Raw genomic sequence first — 21,450 nt, forward strand, 5'->3', positions numbered from 1 at the left:
CTGGACACTGAAGTGACGCGTTGTCACTTCTGACGCACACCTGACACGACCGCGAGAGTCGTGTGTGCCGATCGTTGTTTCCGGGAGCTCGGAAACCGTTGGTAACACATGAAAAGAATGTTGATTAACGCAACTCAGCCCGAAGAGTTGCGTGTTGCCCTCGTAGATGGCCAGCGCCTGTATGACCTCGACATAGAGTCTGGCGCTCGCGAACAGAAGAAAGCCAACATCTACAAAGGCCGTATTACCCGTGTCGAACCTAGCCTCGAAGCGGCTTTCGTAGACTTCGGCGCAGAGCGTCACGGCTTCCTTCCACTAAAAGAAATCTCCCGCGAATACTTCAAGAAATCCCCTGAAGGACGTGTGAACATTAAGGATGTTCTGTCCGAAGGTCAGGAAGTTATCGTCCAGGTCGAGAAAGAAGAGCGTGGCAACAAAGGCGCTGCGCTGACTACCTTCATCAGCTTGGCCGGCCGCTACCTCGTTCTAATGCCCAACAACCCACGTGCAGGCGGAATTTCTCGCCGCATCGAAGGTGAAGAGCGTAACGAGCTTCGCGAAGCACTGAACGGTCTCGACGCCCCCGCGGACATGGGTCTAATCGTGCGCACCGCAGGTCTCGGCCGTAGCAGCGAGGAACTGCAGTGGGATTTGGATTACCTGCTCCAGCTGTGGAACGCGATCAATGAAGCGTCAAAAGACCGCGCCGCTCCTTTCCTGATTTATCAAGAATCCAATGTCATCATCCGCGCGATCCGTGACTATCTCCGTCAGGACATCGGCGAAGTGTTGGTCGACAGCGTCGACGCGCAAGAAGAAGCGCTGAGCTTCATTCGCCAGGTGATGCCCCAGTACCAGAACAAGATCAAGCTCTATCAGGACAGCGTGCCGCTGTTCAATCGCTTCCAGATCGAAAGCCAGATCGAAACCGCCTTCCAGCGCGAAGTGAAACTACCCTCCGGCGGTTCGATCGTGATCGATCCGACCGAAGCACTGGTTTCCATCGATATCAACTCCGCACGCGCCACCAAAGGCGGGGACATTGAAGAAACTGCACTGCAGACGAACCTGGAAGCGGCTGAAGAAATTGCTCGCCAGCTGCGCCTGCGTGACATCGGCGGCTTGATCGTCATCGATTTCATCGACATGACGCCGACCAAAAACCAGCGTGCCGTCGAAGACAAGATGCGCGAAGCGCTCGAAGCCGACCGCGCTCGCGTGCAGATTGGGCGCATCTCGCGCTTCGGCCTGCTGGAAATGTCCCGCCAACGCCTGCGCCCTTCCCTGCGTGAAACCAGCGGCATCGTCTGCCCACGCTGTAACGGCCAGGGCATCATTCGCGACGTCGAATCCCTATCGCTGGCCATCCTGCGCCTGATCGAAGAAGAGGCTCTCAAGGACCGGACCGCTGAAGTCCGCGCTCGAGTCCCGTTCCAGGTCGCCGCGTTCCTGCTTAACGAAAAGCGCAACGCCATTACCAAGATCGAGCTGCGCACGCGCGCGCGCATCTTCATCCTGCCTGACGATCACCTCGAAACGCCTAACTTCGAAGTGCAGCGTTTGCGCGACGACAACCCGGACATCATTTCCGGCCAGTCCAGCTACGAAATGGCGCCGTCCGAACCCGAAGAAGTTCAGCCCATCAGCTCGACGCGTACGCTGGTACGCCAAGAAGCAGCAGTCAAGACAGCACCCGAGCGCACGACGCCAGCACCGGCTTCGGCCGCAACGGAGCCCGCGCCTTTGGCACCGGCAACGCCTGCTTCCGAGCCAAGCATCTTCAAAGGCTTGGTGAAATCGCTGGTCAGCCTGTTCGCAGGCAAGGATGCAGAGCCCGTCAAGGCCGAGCAGTCGCAACCTGCAAGCGAACGTCCCGCCCGCAACGGTGAGCGTCGCAACGGTCGCCAGCAAAACCGCCGCCGCGATGGGCGTCGTGACGAGGAACGCAAACCGCGTGAAGAGCGTCAGGTGCGTGAACCCCGCGAACCTCGTGAACCTCGCGATGCGAAAGAAAACGAAGGCCGCAAACCGCGCAGTGAGCGTCCGGCCCGTGAGCCTCGCGAACCTCGTGACGACACGCGTCAAACCGAAGCGCGTACCCCTCGCGAAGATCGTGTGACCAAAGATGAGCGCCCGGCCCGTGAAGATCGCCCCGCTCGCGAAACCAGCGAACGCCCTGAGGGAGGTCGCCGCCCACGTGGCGAGCGTCAGCGTGAACTGCGCGAGCCGCTTACAGAAACGACCGAAGAATCGGTAGTACAAGTAGTACAAGAAGAAGCGCTCAACGACGATAGCCAGGACAATGACGGCGATCGCCCGCGCCGCCGTTCACGTGGCCAGCGTCGCCGCAGCAACCGTCGGGATCGCCAGCGCGATGTCAACGAAACAGGTGATGCGTCCGAGAACGCTGGAAGCCCTGCTGAAGCGGACGCTGCTGCTAACCCATCTGAGCATCCGGTTGCCGACAAAGCCGTTGCTGTAGCCGCCTCCGTCGCCGCTGTCGCGTCCACTGCCGAGGCGCAGACTTCCGAGCCGAAAGCCGAGTCCGTCTCCACCGTTGGCGAGAAGATCGATGTCGCATTGAGCGAGCCAGAAGCGTCGCGCAGCCAGCAATCGCTGTCGTTCGAGCCGGCGAAGCCAGTTGTACCCGTCGAGCCGGCTATCGAGGATCGTCCACGTGAAGCCGCCGCCGATGCAACCGAAGAGATAGCCGCTGTCGAGGCGACGGCTCCTGCGGTGGCAGAACCGGAAATCGCTCAGCCCGAAGCACAGCCACAGGTGTCTGACGAGAAGCCGGCAGCGGCCGCGCCAGCAGCGGATGCTACGGTAGAAGCGGTCGCGGCGCCGGCGATCCCGCAGGCCCCTAGCTCGGGTGGACGCGCGTCCAATGACCCACGTGAAGTGCGCCGTCGCCAGAAAGAAGCGGAACGCCTTGCTCGTGAAGCAGCACCTGCAGAAGAGCCCGTAATCGCACCCGTCGCGGCCATTGAGCCTGTCGTCGATGCGGACCCACGCGAGGCCGTAGTGACAACGCCGGCAGACGTCGTGGTGGAACCTGTGAGCAGTGATCGGGCGGCGCATGCTGAAATTCAGCAGGTTGCCGACCTTGCCAGCGATACAGTGGAAGCGGAGCAACAAACGCCTGCCTCTATCGAGCCCGAAATTCGTTCCGAAGTAGTTGAGCCCGCTTCTACGACGGAGCCGGCCGAGCCGACGGAAGCGTCTGACGACCGTGACGTACGAAACGAGAGCGATAAGCTCAAGGACAGTACGCCGCAGAATCACAAGCCATAGGCTTGATGATGAAAAAAAGGGATGCCAATTGGCATCCCTTTTTCGTTGCAGGCCGCATTATCAAACGCGCTTAGAACTTCACACTCGCGTGCTTAGCTCGATTCCGCCAAAACGACCGCGGCCCAGCAGGGTTCATCCGGGAGGCCGCAGGCCATCGAGAAAACGCCTGCGTTTTACCACATGAGATCATCCGGAATTTTGTAGGCCGCGTACGGGTCGTTTTCGTCGATCTCTTCAGTGGCATCGTTGAGTGAAACCACACGTCGTGGATCGCGCTCCTGGATCTTAACCGCCACCTCGCGGGTGACCACTTCATAGCCACCGCCGTGGCGGACGATTCCCAGCGAACCCGCGCTCAGCTTGGTGCGCATAAGCGCATTGACCGAGATCCGCTTGACCTTTTTGTCATCGACGAAATTGTAATAATCGTCGGTCGTAAGCTTGGGCAAACGGCTCGTTTCGATGAGTTGTTTAATTTGCGCGGTGCGCGCTTTCTGCTCCGCTTTTTCCTGTTGCTGACGGTTCAGCTCCTGATCGCGGGCCAGCTTTTCAGCCTGTGCCTGCAATGCTGCCTTACGCTGACTGTCGTCGACTTCAACTTGCCCTTTCTTCTCCAGTCGCTGTTGCTTCTGCTTCTGGCGCCCGGCTTGTTTAGCCTGCTTTTCGTTAACCAAACCGGCTTTCAACAGCTGGTCCCGCAGTGACATGCTCATCTGATCGAACTCTCTTGCTTCGACACGGGTGAATCTGAGGCGCTGGCGTTATCGTCCAACGCATGAACAGTGTTTTGCCACTCCACTGGATAAGCTACAAATATGATCCAAGGGTTCAAATGGAATGCTTACCTAATCGAACGTTTTTAGTGGGGCGGGCTTTAGGATCCGCCGCACTTAAAAGTTGCCGGCCTGACGCGCTCCGACGAAATCAGGATTACCGTGGTGGCGCGTCTGTACCGCATTGAACTTGAAGCAATCTTTTCACTGCAATAGTCGACGCGCAAACGCAGTCATCCTTTTCTACGTCTGGCGAGGCCCTGCCTCCAAGTTCTTGGCATCGACCCATAATCGCTCCATCTCATCGAGTCCCGTCCCTTCAAGCGTATTCCCGCCAGCTTTTACGGTCATTTCAATGTGCCGGAAACGCCGCTCGAACTTCGAATTGGCATCCCGCAGTGCGCCCTCTGGATCAACGCTGAGATGGCGCGCAAGGTTCACCACCGCAAACATCAAGTCGCCCACCTCTTCGACCTGCGCGGCATGATCCTGGCGGGACATGGCCTCTACCACTTCGTCGAGTTCTTCGCGAACTTTCTCAACAACAGGTGGCGCATCTGACCAGTCGAAACCGACGGTTGCGGCACGTTTCTGAAGTTTGGCCGCACGGGAAACCGCAGGCAGGGTCGCTGGGACATCGTCCAGCAGTGACAACTGCTCCGGAGCCGCTGCTTTCTCCGCGCGCTCTTCGGCTTTTATGGCTTCCCAGCGCTGCTTGATTGCCGCCTGGTCCAAGCGAGGTAAGTCCAACGCGCCATAGAGATCGCCATCGGGAAATACATGCGGATGACGACGAACGAGCTTTCGGGTGATCTCATTTACCACCGTCGCAAAATCGAAGCGACCGTCTTCTCGACCTAATTGGCTGTAATAGACCACTTGAAACAGAAGGTCGCCGAGCTCGCCAGGCAGGTGATCGAAATCTTCCCGCTCGATCGCGTCGGCCACCTCGTAGGCTTCTTCCAACGTATGGGGCACGATCGTGCGATACGTCTGTTCGAGATCCCATGGGCAACCATGCTGCGGATCACGCAGACGCGCCATGAGGTGCAATAGATCGTCGAGCCTATACATAGGCGTCTGTCGCTCCCCAAACTAGCTGCGCTGCACCGAGCCATCGCCCGTTGCCGCGCAAAACCCGCGAAATGCCCGGTCTACGCAGTGCGATTGCGCCGAGCTTCGATGATGTTCGGTAATTGGGAGACCCTAGCGAGCAGTCGGCCCAAGGCATCCAGACCTGGAATCTCGATTGTCAGGGACATGGACGCGGTATTGTCGTCTTTGTTGGAGCGCGTATTGACCGCAAGCACGTTGATCCGCTCATTCAATAAGACCTGGGACACATCGCGCAGCAGTCCCGATCGGTCGTACGCCTTGATCAATATGTCGACCGGATAGGTCGACACGGGTACCGGCCCCCAACTTACCTGGATCATGCGCTCGGGCTCACGTCCGGACAGTTGCAATACAGTCGCGCAATCCTGGCGATGGATCGTAACGCCCCTTCCCAAAGTGATGTAGCCAACGATGGGATCTCCAGGCAGCGGCTGGCAGCACCCTGCGATCTGCGTTAGTAGATTACCGACACCTTGTATCTGTACATCGCCACGACGCCCGCCTGGTTTGGAGCTCGGCCGTTTGGGAATGAGCTCGATCTGCTCGTCGGCACGATCCGGCTCGACCAATTGCTGCGCCTGATTGACCAACTGGGCAAGTCGAAGATCACCCGCCCCCAATGCAGCGAACATGTCTTCGCCGGTGCGCAGGTTGGCTTTTTCTGCCAGCTTCTCGTAGTCCACTGGAGGCAAGGCCAGGCGCGAGAGCTCCCGCTCGAGCAACGTCTTGCCAGCTGCGACGTTCTGGTCGCGTGCTTGCAGCTTGAACCAATGAACGATCTTGGCCCGTGCGCGGGAGGTGCTGACGTAGCCCAGGTTCGGGTTGAGCCAATCACGGCTGGGTCCGCTGTGCTTGCCGGTGATGATCTCTACCTGCTCACCGGTCTGCAGCGTGTAGTTCAACGGCACGATCCGTCCGTTGATCTTCGCGCCACGGCAGTTGTGCCCTACCTCGGTATGCACTCGGTAGGCGAAATCCAATGGTGTCGCGCCTTTGGGCAGATCGATCGCATGGCCATCAGGGGTAAATACATAGACGCGATCCGGCTCGATATCGACCCGCAGCTGATCCGCCAATCCGCCAATATCACCTAGCTCCTCATGCCACTCGAGCACTTGCCGGAGCCAGGAAATCTTCTCTTCATAGTGAGACGAGCCCGATTTGACATCCGTGCCTTTATAGCGCCAGTGCGCGCATACACCGAGCTCGGCCTCCTCATGCATGGCGTGGGTGCGGATCTGCACCTCCAACACCTTGCCCTCGGGCCCGATCACCGCGGTATGCAGCGAGCGATAGCCGTTTTCCTTGGGGTTGGCGATGTAGTCGTCGAATTCCTTCGGAATGTGGCGCCACAGGGTGTGCACGATACCCAGGGCGGTGTAGCAGTCGCGCATTTCCGGCACCAGCACACGCACCGCGCGAACATCGTAGATCTGGCTGAACTCGAGGCCTTTTCGGCGCATCTTCCGCCAGATGGAATAGATGTGCTTGGCCCGACCGCTGATGTCGGACTTAATCCCGGTCGCCGTCAGCTCATCTTTGAGCTGCTGCATGACGCTGTTGATGTACTGCTCGCGATCGAGCCGACGCTCATGGAGCAGCTTGGCGATCTGCTTGTATTGCTCGGGCTCGAGATAACGAAAGGACAGATCCTCGAGTTCCCATTTGATATGGCCAATGCCCAGACGATGCGCTAGGGGGGCATAGATATCGAACACCTCACGCGCGACGCGGTTGCGCTTTTCGTCGTCGGCCGTCTTTACCGCCCGTATGGCACAGGTGCGCTCCGCGAGCTTGATCAGCGCGACGCGTACGTCGTCGACCATCGCCACCAGCATCTTGCGCAAGTTCTCGACCTGCGCTTGAGTCCCGAGCACCAACGATTGCCTTGGATTGAGGCTGGCGCTGATGGCAGCCATGCGCAACACGCCTTCGACCAGTTTCGCGACGGTGTCGCCGAAGCGCTTATGCACCTCGACAAGGTCGGTCTTGCCTTCTCGGACCGCCCGATAGATCACGGCGGCGACGAGCGAATCCTGATCGAGGCGAAGATCGGCCAGTATTTCTGCAATCTCCAACCCGGTCTGAAAACTCGACGTCCCCTCAACCCAGAGATTCTGTGCGGCGTTGGCCTGTTGCTCGACACCGCGCGCGAACTCACAGGCAGCGCCAAGCGACGCCCGATCCAGCAAGGGGTCGAGGCTGACAACATGATCGAGCCACGCCTCGAGGTTGATGCTGCCATCCGTGTTGATCGGCTGATGCGCTCTAACCTGTACCATCTCGCTTACCTTCGCTCAGGGCTCACCGTGGGGTGAACCGGAATACCGGCAGTCACTCGCCGGTCACCTCAACTTCAAAGAACGATACCACCGCAGCCTTTCGTAGCATTCATCGACTCGTTTCATTTTGCTATCAAGCCGCGTGCCAGTCGGGGTCAGCGTCTTTCAAACAATGCCATCGCTTCGACATGAGCCGTCTGCGGGAACATATCCATCACCCCTGCGCGCACCATCCTGTAGTCATGGGCAATCAGTTCAGCTGCATCACGCGCCAACGTCGCAGGGTTACAGGAAACGTACAGCACCCGCTCGGCCGTCCAGGACGCTGCCTGGCGAACGATTTCCAACGCGCCCTCCCGTGGCGGATCGAGCACAATGATGTCGTAAGCCTGTTGCCCCCACGGGGCATCGACCAGCGGCTTCGACAGGTCCGCCTGGAAAAAGTGCGCGTTATCGATGCCGTTACGCCGGGCATTCCAATTGGCACGCGCCACCATGTCCTCCGCACCTTCGACGCCAACGACCTGCGCGGCCTCGCGCGCCATCGGCAAGGAAAAGTTACCGAGCCCACTAAACAAGTCGAGCACCCGCTTGCCGCCGAGTGGGCCGAGCCAGTCGAGCGCCTGCCGGACCATCGTGTCGTTGACCGCCGCATTGACCTGAATGAAGTCGCCTGGCCGGTATTCCAACGTCAGCGCCCAGGATGGCAACGAATAGGTCAGCAACGCCCCCGGCTCATAAGCAACGGGAGCCCCACTGCCCTGCAACCAGAGTTGCGCGGCATGCGCGGCGCAAAATGCTTGCAGCCGGACAAGATCGGGGGGCGAAAGGGGTTGGGTATGACGAATCAGCACCGCAACCGCATCTCCGTGGAACAGCTCGACATGCCCGATGGCCCGCGGACGCTCCAACCCGCCCAGCACACCCGAGAGCGCATTCAGCAGCGGACGTAACACCGGGGCCAGCACGATGCAGTCGTCTATCCCAACGATCGCCTGACTGGAGGACTCTCGGAAGCCCACCTCGAGACGTTCCAATGCTTCGTTCCAACGAACCGCGATGCGTGCCCGGCGCCGATAGCCAAACGCAGGCCCCGTCAATGGCTCTGCCCATCGCTGCGGCACGAGTTGTCCCTGACGCAATAGCTGGTCGGCCAGCGTGCGCTGTTTGAGCAGCAATTGCTCTTCGGCGCCCAGATGTTGCAGCGTGCAACCGCCACAACGGCGCGCCCAGGGACACGGTTCGTCCTGGCGCAAGGTGCTGGCCGCGGTGACCCGCTCAGTGCGGGCTTCGACGATCTGACCACGCGCGGCCAGCACGCGCGCCTGCACCTCTTCGCCAGGCAGTGCCCCGCTGACGAACCACGTCCGCCCTTCAAAAAAACCGATCCCACGGCCGTCATCAGCCATGCGCTCAATGTTCAGCAGCTGCTTCTTGCCCGTCGGCACCGCCACTTTGCGAGTGCCGCCGCTCGGCTGAAACCGCAACCCACCACTACGCCTGGCCATAGCCCATCCTGCTCATTTCAACGCGGGTCATACACGCCTGTGGATAGATAACGATCACCGCGATCGCAAATGATCGCGACCATGACGGCATTCTCGACTTCCTTGGAAAGCCGCAGCATTGCAGCGACAGCGCCGCCCGACGAGACGCCACAGAAGATGCCCTCTTCCTGTGCCAGACGTCTCATTGTGGTTTCCGCCTCGACCTGTCCCATGTCCACGACCCGGTCTACACGAGATGCGTCGTAGATCTTCGGAAGGTAGGCTTCCGGCCAACGACGAATCCCTGGAATGGAGGCGCCCTCTTGCGGCTGCAGGCCCACGATTTGAACCGCCGGATTCTGTTCCTTCAGGTAACGCGAGGTACCCATGATGGTTCCGGTGGTGCCCATCGAGCTGATGAAGTGCGTGATCGCCCCGCCGGTTTGCCGCCACAGCTCAGGGCCAGTGCCCGTGTAATGCGCGACCGGATTATCGGCGTTGCCGAACTGGTCAAGCACCTTGCCCTGTCCCTCGTTTTGCATGCGCAAGGCGAGGTCGCGCGCACCTTCCATGCCTTCTTCACGCGTGACAAGAATCAATTCGGCGCCGTACGCACTCATGGCAGCTTTACGCTCCGCACTCATGTTGTCGGGCATGATCAGTTTCATGCGATAGCCTTTGATCGCAGCCACCATCGCCAGGGCAATACCCGTGTTGCCGGAAGTTGCTTCGATCAGCGTGTCACCGGGTTCGATGGCCCCGCTGAGTTCAGCGCGCTCGATCATCGACAACGCCGGTCGATCCTTGACCGAGCCCGCGGGGTTATTGCCCTCGAGCTTGACCAGCAGCGTATTGCTCGTCTCGCCAGGCAAGCGCTGAAGACGGACCAGGGGTGTGTTGCCAATGCATTCGGCGATCGTAGGGTAATGCGCGGTCATGACGTCGATCGAGTCCTGGCGGCTGAAAAAGGGCAGTCATGATACCGGCAAATCGGCGCTCGCCCTACTCCGGGACGACCGCAGGAACGCTGCCGGCAGCGATTGAAACGAAGCCGGCTTATCTGCGCGTTACGCCAGCGATGACCGGCGTTCCGCTAACGGGATCGCTGATCAACGTACAGCGCACGTCGTACAGAGCCTCAACCAGATCGGGCGTAATGATCTCCAGCGGCGACCCTTCGGCCACGATCTGCCCTGCTTTCATGGCCACCAGATAGTCCGCATACCGACAGGCGCTGGAGAGGTCGTGCACCACCATCACCACGGTCTTGCCTGCGTCCGCCAAGTCTCGGATGAGTTCGAAGACCTCGATCTGATGCCCCAGATCCAACGCCGAGGTGGGCTCATCAAGCAGCAATAACGGCGTTTGCTGGGCAACGGCCATGGCGATCCATGCGCGTTGCCGTTGTCCGCCGGACATCGACTCCAGGGGCCGATTGGCCAGCTCCACTAGATCGGCGACGCGCATGGCCTCATCCACGATCAGTTGGTCTTCCTCCGACCATTGCCGCAACAAACTTTGATGCGGCTGCCGACCGAAGCGAATGAGCTCGGACACCGTCAACCCATCCGGCGCGCTGGCCTCCTGCGGCAGCAGCGCCAATTGACGCGCCACCTGCTTGGAGGGAATGTCGGTAATCACCCGCTCATTGAGCAACACGGCGCCGCTGGTGGGTTTGTGCAGCCGGGAAAGGCCGGCGAGCAAGGTCGATTTACCGCAGCCATTGGGCCCGACGATGGCCGTCACCTGGCATTTGGGGATACGTAGCGACAAGTCTTCGATGATCGCCGCGCCAGGGTAGCCCAAGCTCAAGTGATCAGCATGTAACGTGACATCGACGCTGGAGTGGGAGACAAACAGCTTGGAGGTGTTCATTGAGTTCGACCCGGAACGGCGTAATTCATGTCAGTCGGCGTGAGGGCTGACGCAGCAGTATCCACAGGAGATAAGGCCCACCCACGATGGCAGTGATCACGCCGACCGGTATTTCGATCGGCGCGAGCAGCGTACGTCCGGCCCAGTCCGCAGCGACCATGAGCGCACCACCCGCAAGGGCCGCACACAGGACCGGCACACCCCGATGGCCCGTGAGATAACGTGCAACCTCCGGCGCGGCCAATGCGATCAAACCGACCGGTCCGACGACCGCAACGGCAAGGGCGGTGAGCAATACAGTCGTAATCAGTGTGATCACCCGCATCGCGGTCAAACGCACGCCGAGGCCGATAGCGACGCTATCGGAAAAGCGCATGGTGTTCAGCACCCCACCGAGGTATTTCACCAGGGGCAAGCAGAGCAGCAACCCCACGCCCAGCAGCCAGACGGAAAGCGCGGGCCGCGCACTCAGACTGCCTACCGTCCACGGGTAGGCCTCATTGGCGGCGTCGATATCGGCGCGCGCAAGCATCAGGTTGGTCAACGCACCGAACACGGCACCCACGGCAATGCCGACGATGATGAAGCGGTAGCCTCGCGCGCCAGCACCGGCGCTCAAGCCGAACGCTAGAACGGCAGCCGTGGCGGCCCCCGTGAGCGCCAAGGCTGAAGGTGCAAGGCTCGTCGGCACCGCCACGATGGACGCCACCGCAAAGGCGGTGGCGCCGTCATCGATGCCAATGACCCCAGGTGTGGCCAGGCGATTGCGTGCAAGGGTCTGCAACAGGCAACCCCCGATGCCAAATGCCGCGCCAGTGAGGAGCCCGGCGACCAGGCGTTGCAGGCGCAACTCTTGAACCAGGAAGACGTGCATCGGCTCACCGTACCCGAACGCCGCCAATAATGCCGTCAACGGGTCGAGCCCCGCAGCGCCGGACGCAAGACTCAAGCCGGCGAGCAGTGCGATGGCCGCGATCAAGCCCAGCCCCGCCATCACGCCGCGCCGGTGCAGCAGCACGCGCCAAGCCCCCAACGACAACAGCCAGTGTCCTGGCGGTGCCACCAGAGTCGCCGCTCGAAACACACTCATAACGTCGGAATCCTGTGGCTGCGGACGACAGCAATCAATACGGGTGCGCCGATCAAGGCGGTAATGACACCGATCGGTAGCTCGTAGGGACGAACGATCAGCCGCGAAAGGATATCGGCGAACAGGATGATGCTCGGCCCGAGCAGCAACGACACGCCAATCGTGCGGCGAATGTCGGGGCCGACAAGCCGGCGTGCAACGAAGGGCACCACCAGACCAATGAACGCAATCGGGCCGGCGGCGGCGGTAGCTGTCCCCACGAGGACAGCTACCCCGGTCAGAGCACCGAACCGCGTCAATGCAGGATGATGTCCCAGTCCCGTCGCCATCTTCTCACCCAGTGCCAACGCCGAAAGCGGCTGAATCAATGGCATCAGGATCAACAACCCCAACAGCGCACCTGGCGTACTCCAGATCAAGGCATCCTGCGGCCGCCCGGCAAGCGCGCCAATGATCCAGAACCTGATTTCGTCGGCACTGCGTTGATCGTTTAGAAGGATCAACGAGCTGATCGCAGTCAGGATGCCAGAGAACGCGGCCCCCGCGAGCACCAGTCGCACAGGGTCATCGCCGACGCCACGTACCTGGCTGACCAGTAAAACCAGCAGGCACCCCGCCAACGCCCCCAGAACAGCGACGCCCAGATTAAGAGTGGCAGCACTGGCGCCCAAACCGATCGCCAACACGACGGCGAAAGACGCACCGGCACTGACCCCCAGAAGCCCAGGCTCGGCGAGCGGGTTACGTGTGGCTGACTGCAGCACGACGCCCGCGCCCCCCAAAGCCACGCCGACAACGAGGCCCAACAGCGTGCGTGGCAGGCGCAATTCGGAGATGACGAAGCGGGCTTCGCCGTCGCCCGAGGAAAGCAAAGCATGCAAGCTTCGAACGGGCCCCACCTCACCCGCCCCGACCAGAAGGCTGACGAAACACAGCACCAGCAATACCACCACGCAGCAGAACAGCGCTCCGGACAGCGAGAAGCGAGCGCCTTTACCCGCTTGAATCATTGCGCGGAGACCGCCTTCTCGACGTCATCGAGAATAACATTCACCGCCAACGGGCCGCTTGCACCGCTCGACCAGATCTGGCCGTCGACGCTGACCGCACGCTCTTCGCTGACCGCACGTAGCCGCGAGAACGCCGGTTGCTGGCGCGCGGTCTGCAGTGCTTGCTCGCCGTCGGCGTTGAGCGTGGACAGAAACAGCCAATCGCCATCGATGCGGGACAGGTTTTCCAGGCTCAACGGGTCGCTGTGAGGCTTGCTCTGCAATTCCTCCGCCATTGCGGTGGGCTTGAAACCCAGCTGCTTGAGCAACTGGCCCACAAAAAGGTGGGCGGACATGATGCCGGGACCTTGAGGATTCCAGCGCACGACGGAAGCCACCTGGCCCGGCGTGATATGCGCTTTCAGCGCCTCGATACGGTTGTCGATTCGGTTGATCGACGCACCGGTTTCGGCTTCTTTGCCAAGCGCAGCGCCATAGAGTTCTACATTGATGCGCCAATCCTGAAAGGATGTCGCTTTCGGCACAATGGTCGGCGCGATCATGCTGAGTTTTTCGTATTCGTTCTTAGCGAGATCCGGCGGTGCCAGAATCAAATCGGGCTTGAGTGCAAACACCGACTCCAGGTTCGTTTGGCGAGCCGTTCCCACGATCTTGATGTCACCGACCTTATCCTTCAGGTAGGCGGAAATATCGTTACCGCCCCGGGTGGCAACGCTTCCAACCGGTTTGGCGCCAACGGAAACGGCGACATCCAGCGCATTCTCGCTCAACGCGACGACACGTGTCGGCGTCCCCTCCAGGGTCACCTTGCCAAAAGCCGTATCGACCGAGCGACCCTCGGCCGCTGCACCCAACGACGCCATTCCGATCAAGCCGACCAAGGCCAAGCGACCTGTTAGACGACGAGCGTATTTGAAAACTGTGAAATTCACGCGGAGTCCTTCTCTACAGATGGGTGATACGCCGACTTCCTCGCCGACAATGGCAGACTCGATGCTTTCGCCCTGCTCCCGGGGCAGAGAAAAAGACCGAATTTTGCACAATCCCCCAACGCATTTTCATGGTTGAGGGCAATTATTCGAACGAGCCACACACAGTTTCGAGCCCTGCGCATCAAAAGCAAGTTCAGTTTGCGGATGCAGCTCGATGTCCTTATTTACCTGCGGGCGATACCCTCGCCACCGAGCGCAGGGTTTCCCCAAGCGATACAGGCAACATCGGGCCATGGCTTAGTTCGGGGAACGCTCTATAACTCACCGAGACACCCGAATAACGCGCCAGCCTTTCGGCCAGCCGCGCCGCCGCATCTGGCGGTACCGACTCGGTGGCCTTGCGCCGGGCTTTCACGACGGCGGAAACCGCGTCGCTATCGTTGTCCCGTACGCGCTCCGCCATACCCCTCATCAATGTCACCCGAATCGGTGACGGCGGCGGCGCGAAACCTTTTTCCTCGTTCAGGATGTAGCCCTCTTGCCACCAGATCGAGGGATCAGCAGCGACATAGGACTGAAACGACTGAGGTCGCGTGAACAATGCGTGTAACGTGAACAGCCCACCGTAGGAATGCCCCCAGAGCGTCTGCCGTTTCAGGTCCACGGGCGCAATCGACGACACCCGCGGCTTGATCTGGCCTTCGATCAGATCGAGAAAGGTATCTGCCCCGCCGCCTTTACGTTCCCGAACGATGTCGTCGACGACGGGCTGACCACCCGGCAACTGCGGCGTGTAGTCATACGCACGCGCTGTCGTGTCGAACCGTAGATCGGTGGCGTAGCCGATCGCCACGATCACCGGCGGCTCGGCACGGCTCATTTCGCTTAGCAGCGCCTCATCCAGCGTCGCGAGCGCAGCATTACCATCGAGCAGATAGATCACCGGATAGCCGCTGGGCGGCGCATCGCGTTTTGGCTCAGCCACCCAAATACGGTAGTGGCGCTCGCCATCCACCGAGTCCAGATCGAAATGGGAGAAGCGATAATGAGCTGAGCCCTGATCAGCGATCGTTGGGCCGACAGGCTTGGACAGGTCAGGTCGGGCCATTGCGGTACTCACCGTGCTTAGCAATACAAAGAAAACCCTTATCCAGAACATCACGCTCCCACCACTCCAAGCTGCTGCCAGACCGGCAGCGTATCCCGTTCAAAACGTTGCAGTCTCGCCTCCAGCTGTTCACCCGGGCTCTCGACCGCTCGCCAACCCAAACGCCGAAGCAAGGCCGCCGTCGTTTCGCATAAGGCCCTGCCGCGTAGTTGAGGGTGATCCAGCAGAACACGAGCGGCTGCCATTTCAATGGTGTCAGCCGCGATACCAGCACCTAAGCTAGGTGCCGCTAGATGCGTGTAATGCTCTCCGCACAAAACGCCCTCGCTAATGATCCGATTCAACGCGTGACATCGATCTACATCGACTGCGCCATGCCGTAGCGGGTGCACATGGCCCGCCCAGGCAAGCATCTGCAACGCAGGGCTAATCCCGGATATCCGGCCTTGGAGTGCTGGAAGCCGCGCCAGCTCGGCAAAGCTCCAGGCGCTCTGCCTCAACGCGGCCAGCAGTGGAGTGAACAGCTGCGGATCAGCGGGTATCGGACCAATACGTGTTTCGAATTCCAACGTGTCGTTGGTTGAAGCGCTTGGCAGCCCGACCCAACAACTGTTCAGCAGTACATCACGGTGCTCGTCCGAAGCCATCGCATCTGGATTACGCGTGTACAGGTCACGCCGCTGGGATTGGTTACGTGCGATGTCCTTGAACGCTTCACGCTTAGGGGTATCTGATAAGCCTTCGAGCACCGGTATGCAATTGCCCGGTAAAGACAGGCTATCGATGTTTTCCAGCGGCGTCGCACTGCCGACCAGCCTGCATCCCAACCCGGCGAACTCGGTGATCACTTCTCCGACATGAAACGGCGTCCAATGCTCACAAAGCAGTTCGTGGGCCAAAAACGCCATATCTTCGCTGTCAGCGCGCTCCAGCCTGCGTGCAACGTCAGGATGATCGACGAAATAACCAGCACCGGCATCCTGCCACTGGCGGATCGCCGATAATCCTGCACGCAAGCGATCCGCTGGATCGCCGGATGATTGCTGTGCGATCTGCCAAAGCGCTCGCTGAGCGGCGATCATCGCCGACATTCCCGGATGCGTCATATACGCGAGGTAGACGACGCCGCCCGGTTTGAGATGCTGCGCGATGAACTGGCGGATCGCGCTGCGGTTGTCTGGCGATATCCAGGAATACACGCCATGCAGGACGATGAAGTCGAAGCCCTCCCCGTCATAGCTGTCTGCAAGCGTCGAAAAGCTCGCCTGGCTAAATTCCAGATTGGTCAATCCGGCGGCTGAAGCCTGGCGTTGGCCGTGTTCAATGTGCCGGCTGTTGAAATCGACGGCCAAAAACTGCCCCGATGGGTTCGAAGCAGCGAGAACAAGGCTGTTGAGGCCTTGGCCACAACCCAACTCGCAATACCGAAAAGCCTTGGCAATGTCAGGCGCGTGCTGGCCAAGCGCACCCATAACGGAAACGATCCAGCTCGGCGATAGCTCGGGCTGGACATGGTGCGGATAGGGGTAATCGGCTAAGTAGCCGTCAGTCCAAAGTGACATGTCAACTCACAACAAAGCTCCACCAGGCATAACCTGGCGGAGCTGTCTCGATGGGTAAGCGATCGGTATCAGAACGACGCCGTCACAGAGGCGAAGTACGCACGACCGGGCTCGTTATACGTATTCGCTCCGGCTCCGCTCGAGTTCGCTTCACGGTAAAGACGCTTGTCGAACATGTTGCTGATACCTGTGGTGAAGCGCCATGTTTCATCCAACTCGTAGTTGGCGGTAATGCCGAAGATGGTATAGCGCTCGCGCTCGCCCAGCTCCGCGTCAGTCGCCTGCCCGCCTTGGGAGTTCAGCCTGCGCGGCTCCTGCTTACCGTAGTGGGTCATGCTGAAAGAAAGATCCAGCGACTGAGTTACCGCCCAATCCAGCATCGAGTTAACCGTGTACTTCGGAATGACCGAAAGCGGCTCTCTCGTCTCTTTGTTGATGTTCTGGATCATGTACGTGAAGTTGTTGTTCCAGCTCAGGATCTCTCCCTCGACACCCAGCAATGGGACGTTGATATTGCCTTCCCAGCCCGAAACGACGGCCTTGGATGCGTTTTCCCACTGGAATACTTGCCCGAGTGGATTCGGGTTCGTCGCCGTCGGATTCCCCGGCACTACAGCGACAGGATCGGAGCCGTTGCCCATGCCGGCGACGATCTTGTTCTTGTAGTCGTTGTGGAAATACGTCAACCCGGCGCTCCACCCGGCATTGTCATAAGCGATACCCAACTCTTTGTTCAGGCTTGTCTCGGCATCCAGATTGTCATTGCCTTGTACGTAGCAACCTGCACCCAGATTCCCCGTGTTGATCGGGCATCCGTTACCCATGGAGAAATACAGGTAATTGGGGTTCGACTGGTACAGGTTCGGTGCTTTGAACGCACGCGCGACACCGCCCTTCAGCGTTACGGTGTCCGTAACTTTGTAGGAACTGTTAAGACTCGGGCTCCAGTTGCTGCCGAACTCGCTGTGCTGGTCGAAGCGCACACCTGGGGTAAGAATCCAGCGAGAGGTCAGCTCGATGTTGTCCTCGACGAATACGGCATAGTTATCCGCATCGGTCTCGCCGGAGCGAACACCCGTATCGGCACCAGGCACAACGACGCCGTTACTGGCGTTCTGACTCATCGAATAAGGATCATCCAGTTCGTCTCGTGTCGCTTCCGCGCCCACCGTCAAAACCTGCTCGAAAGCAAACTGCAATGGGAGGTTTACTTCGCCAGCCAGGCGATAGGCTTTGAGCTCAGAAACCGATTCCCCGGTATTCGGGCTTCCTTCCGAACTTCCTGCCAGGCCCTCGTTGACGCGGCGATTGCGCGTGTTTTCGTAGGAAGCAACGACCTGGGAAGTTCCGAAATCCCAATCACCTCGGTGCGTGATGGACGCACTTTGACGGTACATGGTGTTCGTTTCCTTGCCACTATTGGCCAGCTCGTTCAAAAGCTCGGAGCCACCACTGCTGACACCTCGATCACCTGCGTAGATGTTCCCCTGGCGGCTGAAGCCGCCCTCGAATTCGAGGGTCTGCTGGGGGTCAAGATCCCAACGCAACAGCCCGTTGACATCCTTGTTACGGACGCCCTCCCGACCCGCGGGCGGAGTAACGCCTGCGGAATACTCTTCGTTCAGAGACAAGTCGTCTGCATCGGTCTTGTTCACGTTGCCGTACAGGCGATACGACAGCGAGTCGACGATGGGGCCGGTAAGGCTGAAGCCAATGCGCCGGGTATCTCCCTCGGCACTGTCTTCAGGAATATTGGTGTATGCCGTGACCGAGCCGCTGTGCTTGTCAGTTGGAGCTTTGGTGATGATGTTCACCACACCACCGGCTGCACCGGAACCGTAACGAGCCGCAGCCGGGCCACGCAGAACCTCGATACGCTCGACCGCATCGACCGGCACCCAGTTGGTGTCGCCGCGAGTGTTGCGTTCGCCACTACGTCCCATACGCACGGAGTTTCGCGAGCTCACGGGCTTTCCATCAATGAGGATGAGCGTGTTCTCCGGTCCCATACCGCGCAGGTCGATTTGGCGATTGTTGCCGTACTGACCGGTGGCACTGTTACCGGTGAGATTGACACCTGGCATCTTGCGGATGATGTCTGAAAGGTCGTTTACCGGCGGACGCTTCTTGATGTCTTCGGCGGTGATGAGTGAAACGCCAGGCGCTTGCTTCAGCTCTTGTTCGGCAGTGCCGATAACACGCGTTTCCTCAACTTGAAGCGCCTCGCTCGATCCATCAGCGGGTAACACACTATCCGTGCGATCCTCGCCCACGGTCACATCGTCGATCCCCAGCTCCAGAGTCTGGCCCTGAGCCATAGCAGGCGCACCAAACGCCAGAAAAACTGCAGTAGCCAACAAACTCGGCTTGAATTTAGGTTCCATTCCGTTCCCCCATGAACGACTTCGTAATCGCCGAGCGCGAGCGTTCCCTTTGCCCTTCAAATGGAACTTTCTGCGTAGACGCTAAGATTCACCGGGCCTGGATGATATTCATTATCAAATAGTAGTAAACATCATTTACATACTATACAAATCTGCCAATTGGGTACTGGAGCCATTGCCAATCGCAAGCAACACCCTCCAGTAAGGTGCACACCTCCATCGCAGGCCCGTCTGCTCCTGCATGGAGATGACTGGCCGGGTGGACCGGCATCGCGCCAGATCGCCCGCAAGCGGGCTCCTACAGGAATCAGGAATAGCTTTGGATTGGCGTCTAGCCGATCGGTCCTACGCAACAATGCGGCGCCTGCCGAACGGCCTGTAAATCTCATAGCAATGCACGCCCGGCCACGCCCCTGCTGATCGCCGCAAGGTCAGAAATCAACAGTCAAACCCACCGTGAGTCGGCGCCCATCGAGCACGACGCCGTATTCGTCGTTGCTGACCTCTTTGTTCGCGACGTTGTACAGCCCGCCTTTGAGATCGATATTCCGCGTCAGCTGATAAACGAGCCCGACGTCCACGAAACCATACCCCGGGGTACCGTCCGACATGCTGACGCGGCTTAAGTAGTCACTGGTTTTCCCGCGGTAGTTGTACTGGACCCAGCTGCCCAATTTTTCCGTCACATCCCAGTCCAACCCCGCGTTGAACATGTGCCGAGGCACCTTGTTCAGTGGATCGCCCTTGAAGTCGCCGCTCTTCTGCTCAGAGTCGGTGAAGGTGTAGCTGGTACGGAAATCCAAATCGTCGCGCAGGGCGTAATCCAGGGTGAACTCCACCCCCTGCATCATCGCCTCGCTGATGTTTCGCTGCGTGCTCAAGAACAGATAGTTGTTGCCACCGAACGGGCAGCTCCACGCCGAGGGGTCGTTTCTGACCGCCGTTGAATTCGGCGTTTCACAGGTGCGGAATTCGGCGATTTTGTCCTTGTATTCGGTATGGAACAACATGAGGCTGGTATTCAAACCGAGCGCCTTGTCGTCGTAGACGTAACCGAATTCATAGCTCGTACTGGTTTCGGGTTCGAGCTCGGAATTACCAATGATGAGTGCGCGCGGATGCGGTACAGGCGATCCACCACCGCCCGTGCCGCGCCCAAACCCTTCGGTAGCGGAGGTAAGGCTGGGCTGGAGATAGCCGGTCGACACGCCGCCTTTGAACGTCAATTCGGGCGTCGCGTGATGGACGCCGTAAACACGTGGCGACAGGTGTCCGCCGAACAATTCGTCGTCGTTGTAGCGCAGGCCCGTGGTGACCGAGAAGTTATCGAGGATGCCCCATTCGATTTCGCTGTACAGGGCCGCCAGCCAGCGGTCCACCTTCTTGACCGCGCCGTCGACATTCGACGTCAGCAGCCCATTGGTCTCGTCAACGAAACTTTCGTTCTTGTACTGCCCGCCGAACGTCAGGGTGTGGCGCCCCAGGAACCAGGTGCCCTGGGAATTGAGGATGCTCACCCGCTCGCGTTTGGTCGATGTCTGTACGCGGTCCGATATGTCGTGCTGAAGATAGGTATTGAGCAGAACATCGCCATAGTTGCCGTCGTGCGAAATGACGTAGACGTCCTTGTCGTAGCGCGTCGTGGAACGCGTTGCATCCTCGGCGACACTCCTGCCGGGCGTGTGCGTGTAGCGGCGCGTCGCCGAGTCGTAGCTGAAGCCGAATTCGTTTTGATCGTTCGGCGTGAAATACAGCCGCGCGCCGCCCTTCTTGTTGGTACTGTCCGGGGTGCTCTCTGCAGAGTCGCCGCCACCTGAGTAGTCGCTTTCCACGGTATTCACGTACGAGCCGTTGAGTTGCAGCCCGAGCAAATCGGGCACCAGCGCGCCGCCAGCGAACAGGTCCACCTGCTTACCGTCGTTGCTGAGATCGTTAAGCGAGCGCGTGTATTCGGTATTGAGGCTGCCGTGCCATGCGTTCCCGGACTTACGGGTGATGATGTTCACCACGCCACCCATCGCCTCGGACCCATACAACGATGACATGGGCCCACGGATGACTTCGATGCGTTCGATCATCGACAGCGGCGGAAGCGCAATTTGCTTGCCGCCGTCGGACCCATTCGTATTGACCGAGCGCCCTGCGGATATGGGCCTGCCGTCGATAAGGTAGAGCGTATAGGCCGCCGTCATTCCGCGGATGCTGATGTCCTGCATGCCGCCCCCGCCAGTGACATAGACTCCAGGGATGTTTTTCATCGCGTCGGTAATGTCGCTGTAGGACTGCTTTTCCAGCTCTTTACGCGAAACCACCGAAATGCTGGCCGGTGCATCTGCAATGTTCTGTTCGAAACCTGACGCGCTGCGGACGGTGGTCGTACCGAGCTCTAGCGCTTCAGCGCGTTCGGTGCCGCCAATGTCCAACGCCTGCGCGGCCACCGTACCTGGCGCGCCAATAGCCATCGCTACAGCCATTGCCAAGGTGTGCTTACGATTCCTGATCTTCAATGTGTTCCCTCCGATGGCTACCGCGAAAAA

At 59.6% G+C, this 21,450-nt stretch carries 14 protein-coding genes; 1 reads left to right on the forward strand and 13 read right to left on the reverse strand.

The features are described from left to right. Positions 1–108 precede the first annotated feature (108 nt). On the forward strand, positions 109–3,294 hold the full coding sequence (gene rne / locus IEY47_RS07695; RefSeq protein WP_188982596.1) for a ribonuclease E: 3,186 nt from the start codon (positions 109–111) through the stop codon (positions 3,292–3,294). A 173-nt stretch (positions 3,295–3,467) separates the two neighbouring features. On the opposite strand, the gene IEY47_RS07700 is transcribed toward rne, so the two are convergent. From IEY47_RS07700 to IEY47_RS07760, 13 genes are all read right to left on the reverse strand, one after another. Continuing rightward, entirely contained in the window at positions 3,468–4,007 is a 540-nt protein-coding gene (locus IEY47_RS07700; RefSeq protein ID WP_188982598.1) for a DUF2058 domain-containing protein, read from the reverse strand. A 303-nt stretch (positions 4,008–4,310) separates the two neighbouring features. Beyond that, a complete protein-coding gene (mazG, locus tag IEY47_RS07705; protein ID WP_188982600.1) occupies positions 4,311–5,141 on the reverse strand; it encodes a nucleoside triphosphate pyrophosphohydrolase in 831 nt (276 codons plus the stop codon). Between the two features lie 80 nt (positions 5,142–5,221). Further along, a complete protein-coding gene (gene relA, locus IEY47_RS07710; protein ID WP_188982602.1) occupies positions 5,222–7,465 on the reverse strand; it encodes a GTP diphosphokinase in 2,244 nt (747 codons plus the stop codon). 155 nt (positions 7,466–7,620) lie between these two features. Continuing rightward, entirely contained in the window at positions 7,621–8,973 is a 1,353-nt protein-coding gene (gene rlmD, locus IEY47_RS07715) for a 23S rRNA (uracil(1939)-C(5))-methyltransferase RlmD (protein ID WP_188982605.1), read from the reverse strand. Positions 8,974–8,990: 17 nt separating this feature from the next. Beyond that, positions 8,991–9,890, reverse strand: coding sequence for a cysteine synthase CysM (gene cysM / locus IEY47_RS07720; RefSeq protein WP_188982606.1), 900 nt, complete (start codon positions 9,888–9,890; stop codon positions 8,991–8,993). Positions 9,891–10,008: 118 nt separating this feature from the next. After that, positions 10,009–10,827, reverse strand: a complete 819-nt coding sequence (locus IEY47_RS07725) for an ABC transporter ATP-binding protein (RefSeq protein WP_188982608.1) — start codon at positions 10,825–10,827, stop codon at positions 10,009–10,011. 25 nt (positions 10,828–10,852) lie between these two features. Then, a complete protein-coding gene (locus tag IEY47_RS07730) occupies positions 10,853–11,917 on the reverse strand; it encodes a FecCD family ABC transporter permease (protein WP_188982610.1) in 1,065 nt (354 codons plus the stop codon). Continuing rightward, the gene (locus tag IEY47_RS07735; RefSeq protein ID WP_188982612.1) at positions 11,914–12,927 is read right to left on the reverse strand and encodes a FecCD family ABC transporter permease; all 1,014 of its coding nucleotides are present in this window, start codon (positions 12,925–12,927) and stop codon (positions 11,914–11,916) included. The genes IEY47_RS07730 and IEY47_RS07735 overlap by 4 nt, the downstream gene beginning before the upstream one ends. Next, positions 12,924–13,859, reverse strand: a complete 936-nt coding sequence (locus IEY47_RS07740) for an ABC transporter substrate-binding protein (protein ID WP_229779305.1) — start codon at positions 13,857–13,859, stop codon at positions 12,924–12,926. Before IEY47_RS07740 ends, IEY47_RS07735 begins: the two co-directional genes overlap by 4 nt. Before the next feature lie 220 nt (positions 13,860–14,079). Next, the gene (locus IEY47_RS07745; RefSeq protein ID WP_229779307.1) at positions 14,080–14,967 is read right to left on the reverse strand and encodes an alpha/beta hydrolase; all 888 of its coding nucleotides are present in this window, start codon (positions 14,965–14,967) and stop codon (positions 14,080–14,082) included. Between the two features lie 50 nt (positions 14,968–15,017). After that, positions 15,018–16,529 (reverse strand): class I SAM-dependent methyltransferase, encoded by a 1,512-nt coding sequence (locus tag IEY47_RS07750; protein WP_188982614.1) that lies wholly within the window; start codon positions 16,527–16,529, stop codon positions 15,018–15,020. A 68-nt stretch (positions 16,530–16,597) separates the two neighbouring features. Next, entirely contained in the window at positions 16,598–18,913 is a 2,316-nt protein-coding gene (locus IEY47_RS07755) for a TonB-dependent siderophore receptor (protein WP_188982616.1), read from the reverse strand. A 431-nt stretch (positions 18,914–19,344) separates the two neighbouring features. Further along, a complete protein-coding gene (locus IEY47_RS07760; RefSeq protein WP_229779309.1) occupies positions 19,345–21,420 on the reverse strand; it encodes a TonB-dependent receptor domain-containing protein in 2,076 nt (691 codons plus the stop codon). Between the last annotated feature and the right edge of the window lie 30 nt (positions 21,421–21,450).

The sequence above is a fragment of the Pseudomonas matsuisoli genome (genome assembly GCF_014647635.1).
GTDB lineage: Bacteria > Pseudomonadota > Gammaproteobacteria > Pseudomonadales > Pseudomonadaceae > Pseudomonas_P > Pseudomonas_P matsuisoli.